This is a genomic window from Terribacillus aidingensis, assembly GCF_040703035.1.
Lineage (GTDB): Bacteria > Bacillota > Bacilli > Bacillales > Amphibacillaceae > Terribacillus.
This window is the reverse complement of sequence record NZ_CP159996.1, coordinates 22,354-39,349: the sequence shown is the minus strand read 5'-3', so window position 1 is coordinate 39,349 and position 16,996 is coordinate 22,354. Positions and strand designations below refer to the sequence as shown.

At 45.2% G+C, this 16,996-nt stretch carries 17 protein-coding genes and 2 other annotated features (1 of these 19 cut by a window edge); all 17 genes read right to left on the bottom strand.

What is annotated here, in order from left to right; all coding sequences use genetic code 11:
* Positions 1-133: 133 nt before the first annotated feature.
* On the bottom strand, positions 134-3,745 hold the full coding sequence (gene rpoC, locus ABXS78_RS00210; RefSeq protein ID WP_366248443.1) for a DNA-directed RNA polymerase subunit beta': 3,612 nt from the start codon (positions 3,743-3,745) through the stop codon (positions 134-136).
* A gap of 57 nt (positions 3,746-3,802) precedes the next feature.
* Complete coding sequence (gene rpoB / locus ABXS78_RS00205) at positions 3,803-7,342, bottom strand: DNA-directed RNA polymerase subunit beta (protein ID WP_095224636.1); 3,540 nt, start codon at positions 7,340-7,342, stop codon at positions 3,803-3,805.
* 65 nt (positions 7,343-7,407) lie between these two features.
* Positions 7,408-7,539: a hypothetical protein gene (locus ABXS78_RS00200; RefSeq protein ID WP_366248442.1), complete on the bottom strand. Its 132-nt coding sequence runs from the start codon at positions 7,537-7,539 to the stop codon at positions 7,408-7,410.
* Positions 7,540-7,969: 430 nt separating this feature from the next.
* Positions 7,970-8,572 carry a class I SAM-dependent methyltransferase gene (locus ABXS78_RS00195; protein WP_366248441.1) on the bottom strand — a complete coding sequence of 201 codons (603 nt, stop codon included), beginning with the start codon at positions 8,570-8,572 and terminating at the stop codon, positions 7,970-7,972.
* A gap of 91 nt (positions 8,573-8,663) precedes the next feature.
* Positions 8,664-9,026 carry a 50S ribosomal protein L7/L12 gene (gene rplL, locus ABXS78_RS00190; RefSeq protein ID WP_095224634.1) on the bottom strand — a complete coding sequence of 121 codons (363 nt, stop codon included), beginning with the start codon at positions 9,024-9,026 and terminating at the stop codon, positions 8,664-8,666.
* Positions 9,027-9,078: 52 nt separating this feature from the next.
* Positions 9,079-9,579, bottom strand: coding sequence for a 50S ribosomal protein L10 (rplJ, locus tag ABXS78_RS00185; protein ID WP_038565146.1), 501 nt, complete (start codon positions 9,577-9,579; stop codon positions 9,079-9,081).
* A gap of 40 nt (positions 9,580-9,619) precedes the next feature.
* Positions 9,620-9,763, bottom strand: a sequence feature (ribosomal protein L10 leader region).
* Between the two features lie 49 nt (positions 9,764-9,812).
* On the bottom strand, positions 9,813-10,505 hold the full coding sequence (rplA, locus tag ABXS78_RS00180; protein ID WP_095224633.1) for a 50S ribosomal protein L1: 693 nt from the start codon (positions 10,503-10,505) through the stop codon (positions 9,813-9,815).
* A gap of 163 nt (positions 10,506-10,668) precedes the next feature.
* Positions 10,669-11,094 (bottom strand): 50S ribosomal protein L11, encoded by a 426-nt coding sequence (rplK, locus tag ABXS78_RS00175; protein ID WP_141234182.1) that lies wholly within the window; start codon positions 11,092-11,094, stop codon positions 10,669-10,671.
* Between the two features lie 164 nt (positions 11,095-11,258).
* Complete coding sequence (gene nusG / locus ABXS78_RS00170) at positions 11,259-11,792, bottom strand: transcription termination/antitermination protein NusG (RefSeq protein WP_366248440.1); 534 nt, start codon at positions 11,790-11,792, stop codon at positions 11,259-11,261.
* A gap of 149 nt (positions 11,793-11,941) precedes the next feature.
* Complete coding sequence (gene secE, locus ABXS78_RS00165; RefSeq protein WP_038565135.1) at positions 11,942-12,118, bottom strand: preprotein translocase subunit SecE; 177 nt, start codon at positions 12,116-12,118, stop codon at positions 11,942-11,944.
* Positions 12,119-12,156: 38 nt separating this feature from the next.
* A complete protein-coding gene (gene rpmG, locus ABXS78_RS00160) occupies positions 12,157-12,303 on the bottom strand; it encodes a 50S ribosomal protein L33 (RefSeq protein ID WP_095224630.1) in 147 nt (48 codons plus the stop codon).
* Positions 12,304-12,374: 71 nt separating this feature from the next.
* Positions 12,375-13,025: an RNA polymerase sporulation sigma factor SigH gene (sigH, locus tag ABXS78_RS00155; RefSeq protein ID WP_038565132.1), complete on the bottom strand. Its 651-nt coding sequence runs from the start codon at positions 13,023-13,025 to the stop codon at positions 12,375-12,377.
* A gap of 84 nt (positions 13,026-13,109) precedes the next feature.
* Positions 13,110-13,619 (bottom strand): NYN domain-containing protein, encoded by a 510-nt coding sequence (locus tag ABXS78_RS00150; protein ID WP_095224628.1) that lies wholly within the window; start codon positions 13,617-13,619, stop codon positions 13,110-13,112.
* A 2-nt stretch (positions 13,620-13,621) separates the two neighbouring features.
* Positions 13,622-14,365, bottom strand: a complete 744-nt coding sequence (gene rlmB / locus ABXS78_RS00145) for a 23S rRNA (guanosine(2251)-2'-O)-methyltransferase RlmB (RefSeq protein WP_095224627.1) — start codon at positions 14,363-14,365, stop codon at positions 13,622-13,624.
* Complete coding sequence (locus tag ABXS78_RS00140) at positions 14,355-14,759, bottom strand: Mini-ribonuclease 3 (protein ID WP_366248439.1); 405 nt, start codon at positions 14,757-14,759, stop codon at positions 14,355-14,357. The genes rlmB and ABXS78_RS00140 overlap by 11 nt, the downstream gene beginning before the upstream one ends.
* A gap of 3 nt (positions 14,760-14,762) precedes the next feature.
* Positions 14,763-16,163, bottom strand: coding sequence for a cysteine--tRNA ligase (gene cysS, locus ABXS78_RS00135; RefSeq protein ID WP_366248438.1), 1,401 nt, complete (start codon positions 16,161-16,163; stop codon positions 14,763-14,765).
* On the bottom strand, positions 16,144-16,866 hold the full coding sequence (gene cysE / locus ABXS78_RS00130) for a serine O-acetyltransferase (RefSeq protein WP_366248437.1): 723 nt from the start codon (positions 16,864-16,866) through the stop codon (positions 16,144-16,146). Before cysE ends, cysS begins: the two co-directional genes overlap by 20 nt.
* A gap of 1 nt (position 16,867) precedes the next feature.
* Positions 16,868-16,996 (bottom strand) — a binding site (T-box leader) (it continues 90 nt past the right edge of the window).

Sequence of the window (16,996 nt, the reverse complement as noted above, 5' to 3'; positions counted from 1 at the left end):
TCCAAAGTAAACAAGGAGAATCGGAAGCACCTTGATTATAGTATCACTCTAGTAAGCTGATGTCAATCACCTTAACGAGAGATTTACAGTGCTTCCGACAATTATTTTGTTTCCTTGTGTATTAGGGCCACCGTTACGGTGTTACAGATTCGATTTCCTGACCTTCTGTCACTTCTTCAGGTGTATCAAGTTTCGCTTTGATCTTGCGGTACTGCGGCATGCCAGTACCAGCCGGAACAAGCTTACCGATGATAACATTCTCTTTAAGGCCGAGAAGTTCATCGCGCTTACCTTTGATAGCTGCATCCGTAAGGACACGCGTTGTTTCCTGGAAGGAAGCGGCAGACAAGAAGGAATCCGTTTCTAGAGAAGCTTTTGTAATACCAAGCAATACTGGTTTACCACTTGCTGGCTGGAAGCCTTCTCTTAGGACTTCACGGTTTGCTTCCCGGAATTGATGGATCTCAAGAAGTGAGCCCGGCAATACATCTGTTTGACCAGAATCGATGACACGTACTTTACGAAGCATTTGGCGAACCATTACTTCAACGTGTTTATCGCCGATTTCTACCCCTTGCATACGGTATACTTTTTGTACTTCTTTCAATAGATACTGCTGAACGCCAGCTACACCGCGAACTCGAAGAAGTTCTTTCGGATCTACAGAACCCTCTGTCAGCTCTTGACCAGCTTCGATTGCGTCACCTTCGGATACACGCAAGCGTGCACCGTAAGGAGCTGTATAAGTCTTCGTTTCAACTGTACCTTGAATTGTAACTTCTTGCTTCTCTTTTACATCATTAATCTCGATAACTGTACCTTTGATCTCGGAGATGACTGCTTGACCTTTAGGGTTACGAGCCTCGAACAACTCCTGGATACGCGGCAAACCTTGTGTGATATCGTCACCGGCTACCCCACCTGTGTGGAACGTACGCATTGTAAGCTGTGTTCCTGGTTCACCGATGGATTGTGCTGCGATGATACCGACTGCTTCGCCGACTTCAACGTCGCTGCCAGTTGCAAGGTTGCGGCCGTAACATTTCTTACATGCACCATGTTTCGTGTTACATGTGAAGACAGTACGGATAGCCACTTCTTCGATACCAGCATCTACGATTTGTCTTGCTGTATCTTCGTCGATCAATTCGTTCTTAGCGACAATCACATTGCCTGTTTCCGGATGTTTGACATTCTCGAACGCTGTACGGCCTACAAGACGGTCATACAAAGGCTCGATCATTTCAGTTCCTTCAGTCAGTGCACGGACTCTCAAGCTGCGGTCAGTACCACAATCTTCTTCACGGATGATAACATCCTGTGCTACGTCAACTAGACGACGAGTCAAGTAACCGGAATCGGCAGTTTTCAGTGCTGTATCGGCAAGACCTTTACGCGCACCGTGTGTAGAGATGAAGTACTCGAGTACTGTCAGACCCTCACGGAAACTGGACTTGATCGGCAACTCGATGATTCGTCCTGCCGGGTTGGCCATTAGACCACGCATACCAGCAAGCTGCGTGAAGTTAGATGCGTTACCACGGGCACCGGAATCACTCATCATGAAGATAGGGTTACGGTTGCTCAAGGATTTCATCAGACGTTCCTGGATGTCATCTTTCGCTTTAGACCAGATTGAGATAACACGGTCATACCGCTCTTCTTCCGTGATCAAACCACGACGGAACTGTTTCAACACTTTATCCACGCGGGATTGTGCTTCATCAAGGATTTCCGTTTTCTCTTTCAATACGACGATATCAGAGATACCAACCGTAATACCTGCTTTAGTGGAATAACTGAATCCAAGGTCCTTCATGCGGTCAAGCATTTTGGACGTTTCACTGATCTTGAAGCGTTTGAACACTTCCGCGATGATATCGCCCAGGAAACCTTTCTTGAATGGAGAGATGATGTCGCGTTTCGCGATCTCCTCCTTGATATTCGCACCCTTCTCAACGAAGTAGTGAGCAGGTGTTTTTTCTTCCAAATTCTCGCGAGTCGGTTCGTTCATGTAAGGGAACGAGCTCGGCAAGATTGTATTGAAGATAAGTTTACCTACTGTTGTAAGCAGGATTTGGTTGTTTTGCTCTTCTGTGAACGTTTCGTTGTTCAAAGAACCGGCATCTACTGCCACACGAGTATGCAAATGTACATAACCGTTCTGATAAGCAAGCATTGCTTCGTTTACATCTTTGAAGACTTTACCTTCGCCGATAGCATCTTCACGCTCAAGTGTAAGGTAGTAGTTACCTAGTACCATATCCTGAGATGGTGTTACGACTGGTTTACCGTCTTTCGGGTTCAAGATGTTTTGAGCGGCAAGCATAAGGATACGAGCCTCAGCCTGTGCTTCAGCTGATAGAGGAACGTGGACAGCCATCTGGTCACCATCGAAGTCAGCGTTATAAGCTGTACATACTAACGGGTGAAGACGGATTGCGCGACCTTCTACCAATGTCGGTTCGAATGCCTGGATACCTAGACGGTGAAGTGTAGGTGCACGGTTAAGCAATACTGGATGCTCACGGATTACTTCTTCGAGTACATCCCAGATTTCCGGATGCAAACGTTCGATTTTCCGTTTTGCAGATTTGATGTTATGCGCAAGGCCTTTTTCCACCAATTCTTTCATGATGAATGGTTTGAATAGCTCAAGCGCCATTTCTTTCGGAAGACCACACTGATACATCTTCAGATGCGGACCTACGACGATTACGGAACGTCCAGAATAGTCTACACGTTTACCAAGCAAGTTCTGACGGAAACGTCCTTGTTTACCTTTCAGCATATGAGAAAGAGATTTCAATGGACGGTTACCAGGACCTGTAACAGGACGGCCGCGACGACCGTTATCGATCAACGCATCAACAGCTTCCTGAAGCATACGTTTTTCGTTTTGTACGATGATGCTAGGTGCACCAAGGTCAAGCAAGCGTTTCAGACGGTTGTTACGGTTGATCACTCGACGATAAAGATCGTTCAAGTCAGATGTAGCGAAACGTCCACCATCAAGCTGTACCATTGGACGAAGCTCAGGAGGAATGATCGGAAGTACATCCAATACCATCCAAGAAGGTTCGTTTCCAGAGTGACGGAATGCTTCCATTACTTCCAAACGCTTGATCGCACGCGTTCTGCGCTGACCTTGAGCTGTTTTCAATTCTTCGCGAAGTGCTTCCACTTCTTTCTCCAAGTCGATGTCTTGAAGAAGCTTACGGATTGCTTCCGCACCCATTTGAGCTTGGAACGTGTTACCGTATTTTTCGCGATAGAGGCGATATTCTTTCTCAGAAAGAAGCTGCTTCTTCTCAAGTGCTGTATCACCGGCATCTGTCACGATATACGCTGCGAAGTAAATAACTTCTTCCAACGCACGTGGAGACATATCCAGTACAAGACCCATACGGCTCGGAATACCTTTGAAGTACCAAATGTGAGACACAGGAGCTGCTAGCTCGATGTGTCCCATACGCTCACGGCGCACTTTGGCTTTGGTAACTTCTACGCCACAACGATCACATACAACACCTTTATAACGGACGCGTTTGTATTTACCGCAATGACATTCCCAGTCCTTTTGAGGACCGAAGATGCGCTCACAGAACAAACCATCTTTTTCAGGCTTCAACGTACGGTAGTTGATCGTTTCCGGCTTTTTCACTTCTCCGTAAGACCATGAACGAATCTTATCAGGTGAAGCCAAACCGATTTTCATAAACTCAAAATTATTTACATCTATCAAGGGGCCTACCTCCCTTTTAGTATCCCGTTACTGCTATGCAGTCGATGTGTCGCCGCCTTACCCTTCCTGTACATCAAGATTGATGCGGTCAGGTACTTGCGTCTCGTCTTCATCTTCGAGTTCTCTTAATTCTACTTCTTCTTCTTCGCCATTGAGGATTTTAACATCCATACCAAGACTCTGAAGCTCTTTAATCAATACTTTGAACGATTCTGGTACACCTGGTTCTGGGACATTATCACCTTTAACAATAGCTTCATATGTCTTCACACGACCGACTACGTCATCGGATTTGACAGTAAGAATCTCTTGCAAGGTATATGCCGCACCATATGCTTCAAGTGCCCAAACCTCCATCTCACCGAAACGCTGTCCACCGAACTGTGCTTTACCACCAAGCGGCTGCTGCGTAACTAGTGAATATGGACCTGTAGAACGTGCATGCAGCTTGTCATCAACCATGTGCGCAAGCTTGATCATGTACGATACACCAACAGAAACACGGTTATCAAATGGTTCACCGGTTCTTCCATCATAAAGGACTGTCTTCGCGTCACGTGGCATACCAGCTTCTTCGAGCGTTTCCCAAACATCTTCCTCACGCGCACCATCAAATACTGGTGTTGCAACGTGGATGCCTAGTGCACGAGCTGCCATACCTAAGTGAAGCTCAAACACCTGCCCGATATTCATACGAGATGGTACCCCTAGCGGGTTAAGCATGATATCGACTGGTGTGCCATCCGGCATGAATGGCATATCCTCTTCTGGAAGAATCTTAGAGATAACCCCTTTGTTACCGTGACGTCCAGCCATCTTATCTCCCTCAGAAATCTTACGTTTCTGAACGATATAAGCACGTACAAGCTGGTTTACACCCGGAGGTAATTCATCGCCATCTTCACGGTTGAAGATCTTAACATCCAATACGATACCGCCGGCACCGTGAGGTACACGAAGGGAAGTATCACGGACTTCGCGAGCCTTCTCACCGAAGATCGCATGCAATAGACGTTCTTCTGCAGATAGCTCAGTTACACCTTTAGGCGTTACTTTACCAACAAGCAAATCACCATCGGAAACTTCAGCACCAACACGGATGATTCCGCGTTCGTCAAGGTTCTTCAGTGCGTCTTCCCCTACGTTCGGGATATCGCGTGTGATTTCTTCTGGTCCTAGCTTCGTATCACGTGCTTCAGACTCATACTCCTCAATGTGGATAGATGTGTATACATCATCTTTCACAAGGCGTTCGCTCATGATGATAGCATCCTCGTAGTTGTAACCTTCCCATGTCATGAAGGCAACTAGTACGTTACGGCCTAGTGCAAGCTCTCCATCCTGCATGGAAGGTCCATCAGCTAGGATTTCACCTTTTGTCACACGGTCGCCTACTGCGACGATCGGACGTTGGTTATAGCAAGTTCCTTGGTTGGAACGATTGAATTTCTGCAGACGATAACGATCTGTATCGCCTTTCACTTCACTGCCGCCGACTTCTGTTACACGGCGTACAATGATTTCTTTCGCTTCAACGCGCTCTACAATACCTTCTGCGCGGCAGATAACAGCTGCACCGGAGTCTTTACCGGATACATATTCCATACCAGTACCTACGATCGGTGCTTCCGGCTGCATCAACGGTACTGCTTGTCGCTGCATGTTCGCACCCATCAGTGCACGGTTGGAGTCATCATTTTCCAAGAACGGGATACATGCTGTCGCAGCAGATACAACCTGTTTCGGTGATACGTCCATGTAATCGATACGTTCACGAGCAACGATTGTATTCTCCTCACGGAAACGAGCAACGACTTCTTCATTTACGAAGCTGCCATCTTCTGTTAACGGAGAGTTTGCCTGTGCGATAACATAGTTATCCTGCTCATCGGCAGTTAGGTAATCAATATGTTCAGTTACACGGTTTGTCTCCGGATCAACTCGACGGTAAGGTGTCTCGATGAAACCGAATTTGTTCACTTTCGCATAAGTGGAAAGGGAGTTGATCAAACCAATGTTCGGACCCTCTGGCGTTTCGATCGGACACATTCTTCCATAGTGGGAGTAGTGTACGTCACGAACTTCAAAGCCAGCACGTTCCCGAGTCAAACCACCAGGTCCCAAAGCAGAAAGACGACGTTTATGCGTCAATTCACCTAAAGGATTCGTCTGGTCCATGAACTGGGAAAGCTGGGAGCTTCCGAAGAATTCTTTAATAGATGCAATCACCGGACGGATATTGATCAGCTGCTGCGGCGTGATAGCTGACGTATCCTGTATGGACATACGCTCACGTACCACACGTTCCATACGGGATAGACCGATACGGAATTGGTTTTGCAGCAATTCACCTACTGAACGCAATCTTCTGTTACCAAGATGATCGATGTCATCTGTGTCGCCAACTTCATATAATAGGTTAAAGAAGTAGCTGACTGCTGCCACAATATCGGCAGGATCCAGATTCTTCACACTGTCATCAACTGTAGCATTACCAGTAACGCTTAGTGTACGTTCACCTTCTGGGTCTGTTGGATCGACGATTTTGATTGTTTGCACGACGATTTGATCTTGTACTACACCATCATGCGGCTCCAAGATGTTCTCGCCGAATTTGCCGTTGGAACCATCAAGGTAAGGAAGAATCTTGTCAAGCAGACGACGGTCTAGCTTATCGCCTTTTTGTGCAAGTACTTCACCAGTCTCTTCATCGACGATTGGCTGTGCCAATGTCTGATTGAACAAACGGTTCTTAATATGAAGCTTTTTGTTCATTTTGTAGCGGCCTACATGTGCTAGGTCGTAGCGTTTTGGATCGAAGAAACGGGAAACTAGCAAGCTTTTCGCGTTCTCTACAGTAGGCGGCTCTCCTGGACGAAGACGCTCGTAGATTTCAAGCAATGCTTTTTCAGTAGTTTCCGTGTTATCTTTCTCCAATGTGTTTCGCAAGTACTCGTTCTCACCAATCAAATCGATGATTTCTTGATCACTTCCGAATCCAAGCGCACGAAGCAAGACAGTGATAGGAAGCTTACGCGTACGGTCGATACGAACATGGACTACATCCTTCGCATCTGTCTCGAACTCAAGCCACGCACCACGGTTTGGAATAACAGTTGCCGTATGGCCGCGTTTTCCGTTCTTGTCGACTTTCTCACTGAAATAAACACTAGGGGAGCGAACAAGCTGTGATACGATAACGCGTTCAGCACCGTTGATGATGAACGTTCCTGTATCTGTCATCAATGGGAAGTCACCCATAAATACTTCCTGTTCTTTTACTTCGCCTGTCTCGTTATTCAGCAAACGAACTTTCACACGAAGCGGAGCGTTATAGGTAACGTCTCTTTCTTTCGCTTCATCTACTGGATATTTCGGTTCGCCAAGGCTATAGTCGACAAATTCCAGCGATAAATTACCCGCGAAATCCTCGATCGGGGAAATATCCTGGAACATCTCTCGTAATCCTTCTTCTAAGAACCATTCATAAGAAGCGGTTTGAATCTCGATAAGATTCGGTAACTCTAGCACTTCACTAATACGTGCATAGCTTCTGCGCTGGCGGTGTCGTCCATACTGAACTACTTGACCTGTCAACAGCTTCACCCCTCAAATCAAACATTAGTAATGTATTCAAGCTGCAATCCGTAGACTGCAGTAAATCAACATCCTGCAGCAGGAATCTCCTGCTGTGAGCCTCTCACTTGACCGACCTTTTTCGGATAAAGGTCTGCCTGAATTGCCGGAATGCCGATTGACTTTCCAAGCAATAAATTATATATTGTAGCTAACATAAATGAATCGCCACAATATTTGCATTGTTCACATCTTCTGTTTACATAGAAAAGCATTCGCATAAATACGAATGTGATGTGAATGTTGTAATGAAACGGGCTTCCCTTCCTGTTTAACAAAAATCAGAAAGTGGTATAGTTCCAACAGCGAAACACTCCTACTGTCCTTCCTGCACCGCCTTCAAGCTAAAAGCGAAAAAGGTTTTTACATAAAAACCGTTAAAAATTCAGCTTGCTAGCTCCTCCGAATGGCGACATAACCCTGATCATACATATTTAGATAAAATCGACGAAGGCAAAAACATAATAATGATAGCAGTCTTGCCAATCGGCCGACAGTTTAAACACGATTCTCTAAGAAAATTATAATCCTCTCCGAGTATCGTTATCTATTGGCATTTTACAATACTACCACAAGCTTTTATGCGAGTCAAACTTTTTTGGCTAATAGAATGTAATAGCCCTTTTCCTTCTTGACGATTTCACACGAGCCGAACAACTGATTCAATTTTTCCTGAGCAGATGGGGCACCTTGTTTCTTTTGAATGACAACCCAGAGCTCTCCCTGTGGAAGCAGTGCCTGGTAGCTCTCTTCAAATATCTGATGTACAACCTTTTTGCCTGCCCGGATTGGAGGGTTGGTGGCAATTGCCGCGAATTTCCGGTCCGAAAAAGCGGTTAAGCGATCACTCACATAAAAATGTGTATTTTCCGCTCCATTCGCCTCCGCATTCTGTTTCGCAAGTGATACTGCGCGTTCATTGACGTCACTCATCACAATCTCGCGATTTGCGAATGCTTTCGCAAATGAAATGCCGATCGGTCCATATCCACAGCCAAGATCCAGTATATCCCCTTCTATTTCAGGCTCCCTGAAGACATCAATCAAAACCCTGGAACCAAAATCCACTTCTTTCTTGGAAAATACTCCGCTATCCGAAGTGAACATAAGTTCATTGCCTTTTAAAGTGAATCGCCATGTAGCAGGAGCACTTTTAGATTGCGGCTGATTGGTATAATAATGATCCGACATATTGGTCACCTTCTTTATTCAGGATCCATTCACGATTGCCATGGAGAAATAGATAAAAGGAAAGCTCGCCCGAGGGCGAGCTTTCTTGTTATTACTTAACTTCTACAGAAGCTCCAGCTTCTTCAAGTTTAGCTTTAAGTTCTTCAGCATCAGCTTTAGAAACGCCTTCTTTGATGTTTCCAGGAGCGTTATCTACAAGATCTTTAGCGTCTTTAAGACCTAGGCCAGTTGCTTCGCGTACAGCTTTAACAACTTTGATTTTAGAAGCGCCAGCGCTTGTAAGAACAACGTCAAATTCAGTTTGCTCTTCAGCAGCTTCAGCAGCTCCGCCACCAGCTACAGCTACAGGAGCTGCAGCAGTTACGCCGAATTCTTCTTCGATAGCTTTAACAAGATCGTTCAATTCTAGAACGGACATACCTTTAATCTCTTCAATGATTGTCTCTTTAGACATGATATTTCCTCCTTGGGGAATGTTTTATTTTGTTTTGAAGCCTCAGGCAGCCTTAAGCGCCTTGCTCTTCTTTTTGTTCTGCGATTGCTTTCGCAGCGTAAGCGAAGTTGCGAACTGGTGCTTGTAGCACGCTAAGCAACATAGAAAGCAAACCTTCGTAGTTCGGTAGATCTGCAAGTTCTTTAACTTGTTCTACAGAAGCTACATTGCCTTGGATGACACCAGCTTTGATTTCTAGTGCTTCGTTCTTTTTCGCGAAGTCGTTCAAGATCTTAGCAGGAGCAATTACATCTTCATTACTGAAGGCAATAGCAGTTGGGCCTGTCAAGTTCTCGTCTAGTTCTGTCAAACCAGCAACTTCCGTAGCACGGCGAGTCAACGTGTTTTTGTAGACTTTGAAATCCACTCCAGCTTCACGAAGCTGTTTGCGAAGTTCAGTCACCTCAGAAACAGTAAGACCTCGGTAGTCTACTACGATTGTAGATTGGCTCGCTTGGAATTTCTCAGCGATTTCTGTTACAACCTGTTGCTTTTGTTCGATGATCTTGGACATATGTTCCACCTCCTGTTAGCTTGTTCACAATTATACCTGGAGTTAACATGAAAAATGCCTCCATTCGACATGGAGGCATGATCACAAGGAACAGTCGGAACAGACTGCCTTTATATCTCACACACCTCGGCAGGAGATTAAGCCCTAGGGCACCTGCTGTCTTAGGTATAACGTTTATTAGGTTTTAACCACAGTTGATTATATAGTGTTTCCAATTAGATGTCAACAGACAATTAACGGAATGGTGCTACGTCAACCTTGATTCCAGGACCCATAGTAGAAGCGATTGCTACGTTCTTCATGTAAAGGCCTTTGGAAGCTTGTGGTTTCACTTTAATAAGTTGTTCGATCAATGCAACAAGGTTTTCTTCCAATTTCTCTTCAGAGAAGGAAGCTTTACCGATTGGTACATGGACGTTGGACTGTTTGTCAACGCGGTATTCAACTTTACCAGCTTTGATTTCCTGGATAGCTTTTTCTACGTCGAATGTAACAGTTCCCGTTTTCGGGTTAGGCATAAGACCTTTTGGTCCTAGTACACGGCCCAATTTACCAACTTCAGCCATCATGTCCGGAGTTGCAACGATAACGTCGAAATCGAACCAGCCTCCGTTGATTTTCGCGATTAGATCTTGTTCGCCTACGAAATCAGCACCAGCAGCTTCCGCTTCTTTTGCTTTATCGCCTTTAGCGAATACCAATACGCGTTGAGATTTACCAGTACCGTGTGGCAATACCATTGCGCCACGGATTTGCTGGTCAGCTTTCTTAGGGTCTACTCCCAAACGGAAAGCAGCTTCGATTGTTTCGTCAAATTTAGCAGTAGCAGTCTTTTTGACAAGCTCAACAGCTTCTTTTACTTCGTACAATGCAGTACGGTCAACAAGCTTAAGTGCTTCTTGTTTCTTTTTGCTTTTTACAGCCATTTCCTTTTCCTCCTCGGATTGTGGTTTTAACGGTAGGACCTCCCACTTGTTAAAGCGGAGCGGACGAGTGTCCGCTATTGCCGGAAATGCCGGCTTTTAAAAAGGCTGCGAAATGGTATACTCCATTCACGCAACCTCGTCAGTTTCTATGATTGAATCAGAATTAGTCTTCGATGACAATTCCCATACTGCGAGCAGTACCTTCAACCATACGCATTGCTGATTCAACGTTTGCAGCATTCAAGTCAGGCATTTTAGATTCCGCAATCTCTCTTACTTTATCGCGTTTAACAGTAGCGACTTTGTTACGGTTCGGTTCGCCTGAACCTGATTCGATACCAGCTGCTTTCTTAAGCAAGACTGCAGCAGGCGGAGTTTTAGTGATGAATGTAAATGAACGGTCTTCGAATACCGTGATTTCAACTGGAATGATCAAGCCTGCTTGTTCTTGCGTGCGGGCGTTAAATTCCTTACAGAATCCCATGATGTTCACACCTGCTTGACCTAGTGCCGGTCCAACTGGTGGAGCTGGATTCGCTTTAGCTGCAGGGATCTGCAATTTTACAACTTTGATTACTTTTTTAGCCACGAGACACACCTCCTTAAGTCCGTGATGTGGTAATAGGGTTTGTCACCCTCCCACTCAACATGTCTGTATAGCTATATATTATAGACTATAGTCATTAACATTAAGATTCTAGCATTTATCTATAAACAATGCAAGGGGCTTCCAAATAAATTCCGGATGCAGGATTATAATTTTTCGATTTGGGAAAAATCAAGCTCCACTGGTGTTTCCCGTCCGAACATATTTACATGAACTTTTACTTTCTGTTTATCCATGTCGATATTTTCGATCGTTCCAGTAAAGTCGTTGAATGGTCCATCCGTTACGCGTACACTTTCTTTCTCTTCAAAATCGAACTCTGTCAGTGTCTCTTCCATACCCATCCGTTTGAGGATTACTTCGACTTCTTCATCCAAAAGTGGTGTCGGCTTGGAACCAGAACCAGTGGATCCGACGAAACCAGTTACGCCCGGTGTATTACGGACCACATACCAGGAATCATCCGTCATGACCATTTCAGTCAATACGTAACCAGGGAAGACTTTCTTCATCGCTGTCTTACGTTTACCGTTCTTAATTTCTGTCTCTTCATCCTCAGGAACGACGACGCGGAAGATTTTATCTTCCATTCCCATGGAATCGAGTCTTTTCTCCAGGTTGGCCTTTACTTTGTTTTCATATCCAGAATAGGTGTGTACGACATACCATCTTTTTTCCATGCTGTCAGGACAAACGCTTGTCCTTCCCTCCCTTTGGTTTAGTTATTGCCGATGCTGGCAAAAAGACCAATTTAAAAAACCCGTACGGAACGGGTTTTTTTCTACGAGCAATATTTAATATCATTATAGCATATATCAGCGGGCATTATTCAAAAGAATAAATTTAAAATCTCAGAGATCCCTAAATCAACTAAACCGAAGAATATAGCAGCGAACACGACTGTTAAAACCGTCACGATCGTATAGCGATATAGCTCTTTACCAGTTGGCCAACTTACCTTCTTCATCTCTTTGGATACATTTTTCAAAAACGTAACAGGATTCATGGTACTACCCCCAAACTCTCGCCGACAGGCATTGTTGTCTATTTTGTCTCCCGATGGACTGTATGCTTGTCGCATCGTTTGCAGAATTTCCTAGTCTCTAAGCGCTGTGATTGATTCCCACTCTTTGCTGTGGAATAGTTGCGGCTCAAACATTCCGAGCACGCTAATGTAATTGTTTTACGCAAAAATCTCCACCCTCTCGGGTATTTTGACACAATTTTACTGTAGCACGCATGAAATAGCTTGTCAACGAAGCTTATAATGTCACTTCGCTTATTTCAAGATATCGCTCGAGCTTTCGCTTCACCCGCTGCAGGGCATTATCAATTGATTTGACATGCCGCTTCAGCTCCTCAGAAATCTCCTGATAGGATCTGCCGTCCAGATAGAGAGCCAATACCTGTCTCTCCAGTTCACTGAGCAGCTGTGCCATCTTCTCCTCCATATCGAGGAACCGTTCCTGATTGATCAAAACGTCTTGCGGATCACCCGCTTTTGAGCTGACTATGATATCAAGCAAAGTCCTGTCGGATTCCTCATCATAGATTGGCTTGTCCAGCGATACATAAGAATTGAGCGGAATATGCTTTTGTCTGGTCGCCGTCTTGATTGCTGTGATAATCTGCCTGGTTACACAGAGTTCGGCGAACGCCTTGAATGAAGCAAGCTTCTCTCCATTAAAATCACGAATGGCCTTATAAAGACCGATCATCCCTTCCTGGACAATGTCTTCCCGGTCGGCTCCAATCAGAAAATACGTGCGAGCTTTCGCTCTGACAAAATTTCGATACTTGTTAATCAGAAAATCTAGGGCATCAACATGACCTGCTTTAACTAAATCTACAAGAACACTATCTTCCATCACTGCGTAATCCTGGCCTACCGTCCGCTGCTTGACAATTGTCACTTAAGGATTCCCCCTGACCATATACCGTGAATTTATAGGGTCATTATACAGGCGGTCCAAATAACCGTCAATATACTACTTTGGTTATTTCTTCCTTCTGCGCCATGCTTCGAGTATATCCCTTACTTCGGGTTTTAAGGGGATTTTTGGCGGAAATTGTCGAGTATTGTACTCTCTGATTTCCTGGTCAATTTCACGCTCTATCTGCTTTATCTCCAGATATAGTTCCCTGGATGATTTACGAAGTGCTCCTTGCCCAAATATAGTACTCTGTTCTGCGTAATCAGAAGTTGCGACGTAAACTTGTGTCTTGACATTTTTCAACGTTTTAATCAGTTTTTCGATACGGTCATCCGCCGTCTCTTTTTCTTTTGTATAGAGAACTTCTACTTTATAATTTTCGTATTTTTTCTCTAATCCCCTCACATGATAGGCATCGAATACGACAATTACCCGATGTCCTGTGTAAGCCTGATACTCGGCCAGCTTCTCAATAAGCAGCTGGCGGGATTGTTCAAAATCCGTATCGCGGAGTGCATGCAGTTCTTCCCATGCCCCGATGACGTTATAGCCATCGACCACCAAAATGACCATGTTTATTCCCCTAGGGGATGACGCTGACGGTTTACTTCATACATGAGAAGACTTGCCGCGACACTTGCATTAAGGGAAGTGACTTTACCATGCATAGGCAGCGAGACTGTCCAATCACATTTCTCCCGGACAAGCCTGCTGATACCTTTTCCTTCATTTCCGATTACAAGGGCAATAGCTCCGACTGCATCCAGACGGCGATAATCAATCGCGCCTTCTGCTGCTGTACCAGCAACCCATACATTCCGTTCCTTCAAATGATCGATCGTCTGGGCCAGATTCGTTACGCGTGCGACAGGAATATACTCGATGGCTCCTGCAGATGTCTTAGCTACCGTAGCTGTCAGGCTGACTGAACGCCGCTTCGGAATAATGACGCCATGAGCACCGACTGCATCTGCTGTACGCAGAATAGAACCAAGATTGTGCGGATCCTCCATTTCATCAAGGATGATGAAGAATGGTTCCTCTCCCCGCTCCTCCGCTACACGGAATAGATCATCCACTGAGCTGTACTCGTAGGCTGCGACCGAAGCAACAATCCCTTGGTGAGCCCCCTCAATCAATTGATCCAATTTTCTTTTCGGTACTTTCTGCACGATTGTACCGCTTGCTTTTGCAAGTTCCTGTATCGACTGCCATGTTTTTGGCTGTAAATGCTCCGAAACCATGATTTTATTAATTGAGCGGCCAGACCGCAATGCTTCCGTTACTGGGTTCTTTCCGATTATCCATTCATCTGCCATGCTGCTGACTCCTTTCTTCTACATGTTTGATAGCTGCTTGTATAAGAGTTTCAAGACGCTCTGTATCTTCCAGAAGATAGTGGTACCCAATTAGCGCTTCAAAGCCTGTGCTATATCTGTAAGTCTGCACGTCCGTATTTTTAGGCACCGTACCCGACTTGGCATTACGCCCTCTCCGGAAGACCGCTTGTTCTTCTTCCGATAGCATGTCCTGCTCAAGCCAATCCCGAATCACCTTCGCTTGTGATTTTGCAGAAACGAAGGTGACTGCTGCTTGGTGCAGATGATTCGGTTTTACTTCTCCTTTTTGCAGGAGGTGCCGGCGGACATAAATCTCATATACAGCGTCCCCCATATAAGCGAGCGCCAGACTTTTCATTTGTTTCACGTCCATGAGTTATCCTCTTTTCCAGCGTGTACCTTGTGAAGTATCCTCAAGGATGATATTTTTCTCCTTAAGCAAATCACGAATCCGGTCTGCTTCCTGGAAATCACGATTCTTACGGGCCTCCACACGCTGTGCAAGCAAGCCTTCAATTTCATCGTCGAGCAATTCTGTCTCAGCAGCAAATTTGATGCCAAGCACACTGCCAAGCTCTTCGAATGCCTTGATAAAGGCTTCGATCACTGGCTCGGATGTTTGCTCCTGCTGCAAGTAAACATTTGCTTCTTTTGCTAAATCAAATAGGACGGATATAGCGTTAGCTGTGTTGAAATCATCATCCATTTCTTCCTCGAAACGAGTCCTTAGCTCTTGGATCGTTCCCATAACACCATCCGCGTTATTATCCTGGTTTGTGCTGGCAGCTTTTCTATGCTGCAGATTATCATAAGCATTTTTGATTCGCGCCAAACCAGTCTTTGCACTTTCCAATAATTCATCCGTAAAATTGATCGGGTTACGGTAATGTACGCTCAACATAAAGAATCGTAATACTTGCGGATCATGTTTTTTGATCAGATCATGGGCAAGAATGAAGTTGCCAAGTGATTTGGACATTTTCTCGTTATCGATATTGATGTGACCGTTATGCATCCAGTAGTTCGCAAATGACTTTCCATTAAGGGCCTCTGATTGTGCGATCTCATTTTCATGGTGCGGGAATGTAAGATCGGTTCCGCCTGCATGGATATCGATTGTGTCACCAAGATGCTTTTTCACCATAGCGGAGCATTCGATGTGCCAGCCCGGGCGCCCTTCGCCCCATGGCGTTTCCCATGAAATCTCTCCTGGCTTTGCATTTTTCCATAAAGCAAAATCAAGTGGATCGTCCTTCTGCTCACCCACACGAATACGGGCTCCTGAGCGCAACTCATCAATGGACTGATGTGACAATTTACCGTAGCCGTCAAAGGAACGTGTACGGAAGTAGACATCCCCCTCTGATACATACGCATACCCTTTATTGATCAAGCCTTGCACAAAGTCTATGATTTCTTCCATACTATCCGTAACACGCGGGTGGAGCGCGCCTTCTTTGACACCAAGTGCAGACGTATCTTCCTGATAAGCTTGGATGAATTTCTCTGCAACCGCGTAAACATCCTCGCCCATCTCTTTTGCCGCATTGATGATTTTGTCATCCACATCAGTGAAGTTCATGACATATTTGACATCATAACCGCGATATTCAAGATAGCGCCGTACTGTATCGAAAACGATCGGCGGTCTTGCGTTACCGATATGAATATAGTTGTAAACAGTTGGGCCGCAGACGTACATACTTACCTTTCCTTCTTCAAGCGGAACGAAAGGCTCCTTTTTACGGCTCAGTGTATTATAAATTTTTACCGACATGCTGCTTCTCTCCTTTTGCTGCGGCTAATTCCCGCTGTAGTTCTTTAATTTCCTGATCCATTTTCCTTAGCTTCTCCGCAACTGGGTCTGGCAAATCCTGATGATCCAGATCTCTTCTGATACGCTCACCATCTTTGATGACGACACGTCCAGGGATGCCGACTACTGTCGAGCAATCCGGAACATCATGCAGTACAACGGAACCCGCACCTATCTTCGAGTTGGCACCAATCGTAATAGAACCTAACACTTTAGCTCCTGTCGCGATAAGCGCATTGTCTTTGACGGTCGGATGTCGTTTGCCTTTTTCTTTCCCCGTACCTCCTAGAGTCACGCCTTGGAAGATCGTTACATTATCTCCGATTTCGCATGTTTCACCTATGACGACACCCATGCCATGATCGATGAAAAATCGTCTGCCTATCGTGGCTCCGGGATGTATTTCAATGCCGGTGAAGAAACGGCTCACTTGTGAAACAACACGGGCAAGGAAATAGAATTTATGCTTGTAGAATTGGTGTGCAATTCGATGTGCCCAAATGGCATGCAAGCCGGAATACGTTAGGATAACTTCCAGATAAGAACGAGCAGCTGGATCCTGGTCGAAGACTACCATAACATCCTCTTTCAGCATCTTGAAAAATCCCATTTTTCCCTTCCTTTCCGCTTCTACCGTTTCACGAAAAAAAGCGCCCCTGTACAATGACAGAGACGCTTTTTGCGCGGTTCCACTCTATTTGGGAAAGCCTATGGCGTTCCCCAGCTTCACTCAGATAACGGCGAGAACCGCTTTTACCTACTATCATTTCGGCAAAAGACTCCGAGGCGCATTT

What these genes read in the sequence shown, in the direction of transcription:
- ABXS78_RS00200 (WP_366248442.1), bottom strand. Translation starts at nt 7,539, where the DNA reads ATGTTAGCTACAATATATAATTTATTGCTTGGAAAGTCAATCGGCATT.
- ABXS78_RS00195 (WP_366248441.1), bottom strand. Translation starts at nt 8,572, where the DNA reads ATGTCGGATCATTATTATACCAATCAGCCGCAATCTAAAAGTGCTCCT.
- rplL (WP_095224634.1), bottom strand. Translation starts at nt 9,026, where the DNA reads ATGTCTAAAGAGACAATCATTGAAGAGATTAAAGGTATGTCCGTTCTA.
- rplJ (WP_038565146.1), bottom strand. Translation starts at nt 9,579, where the DNA reads ATGTCCAAGATCATCGAACAAAAGCAACAGGTTGTAACAGAAATCGCT.
- rplA (WP_095224633.1), bottom strand. Translation starts at nt 10,505, where the DNA reads ATGGCTGTAAAAAGCAAAAAGAAACAAGAAGCACTTAAGCTTGTTGAC.
- nusG (WP_366248440.1), bottom strand. Translation starts at nt 11,792, where the DNA reads ATGGAAAAAAGATGGTATGTCGTACACACCTATTCTGGATATGAAAAC.
- secE (WP_038565135.1), bottom strand. Translation starts at nt 12,118, where the DNA reads ATGAATCCTGTTACGTTTTTGAAAAATGTATCCAAAGAGATGAAGAAG.
- ABXS78_RS00150 (WP_095224628.1), bottom strand. Translation starts at nt 13,619, where the DNA reads ATGGTCATTTTGGTGGTCGATGGCTATAACGTCATCGGGGCATGGGAA.
- rlmB (WP_095224627.1), bottom strand. Translation starts at nt 14,365, where the DNA reads ATGGCAGATGAATGGATAATCGGAAAGAACCCAGTAACGGAAGCATTG.
- ABXS78_RS00140 (WP_366248439.1), bottom strand. Translation starts at nt 14,759, where the DNA reads ATGGACGTGAAACAAATGAAAAGTCTGGCGCTCGCTTATATGGGGGAC.
- cysS (WP_366248438.1), bottom strand. Translation starts at nt 16,163, where the DNA reads ATGTCGGTAAAAATTTATAATACACTGAGCCGTAAAAAGGAGCCTTTC.